The following is a 562-nucleotide window of genomic DNA, read 5'->3' as shown; positions in this document are numbered from 1 at the left end:
CTAGCCTTCTTACTGTTTCAACTTTGTCAAAAGAAAGCATGTTCAGATAATCTTCTTTGCTATTTAAATGTTCTGGATATTCTATCATCTCTCCCTCCTAAACAAAATGACGCGTATGGCTACATCCACGCGCCGCAACTTGTTCATTTCCACCATTGACGATCATGGCGGCTCGAGTAAAACGCCCATTATCCGTTGTATTACTCCAGCTACCACCCCCTAACAATGCTCTCATTTCAAACGTATTTTGCGTACGGCTTATGGGTATAGGAAACGTGCCCGATAAAAATTGCCAAACATAACCGCAACCATCCTCACAACCGATATGCGAGATCATTCGACGATTCGCCGTATCCTTATATCCACCTGAAACCTTAGAGGTTGGTTCTTTCTTGCCAACAATATGTGTCTTTTCATTGCTTCCATACATAGCAGAAGCAAACGCTTCATCACTCAGTAAAGATTTTTTAACACGCGCCATATCTGTTACATGTTCGGTATAATTACGGTTTGTTGTTATATTGGTACGATACATTGATTTCGTATTTTCACCCGTCCCTGA

1 pseudogene is annotated in these 562 nt (G+C 41.3%); it reads right to left on the bottom strand.

Features of this window, described 5'->3' with window-relative positions:
- Positions 1-97: 97 nt before the first annotated feature.
- Positions 98-562: pseudogene (locus ACFIQC_RS10195) on the bottom strand (hypothetical protein); the annotation flags it as partial.

This window comes from Bartonella sp. AA126HLJHH (genome assembly GCF_042197425.1).
Lineage (GTDB): Bacteria > Pseudomonadota > Alphaproteobacteria > Rhizobiales > Rhizobiaceae > Bartonella.
The sequence above is the reverse complement of the archived record's forward strand: the minus strand, read 5'-3'. Positions and strand labels throughout refer to the sequence as shown.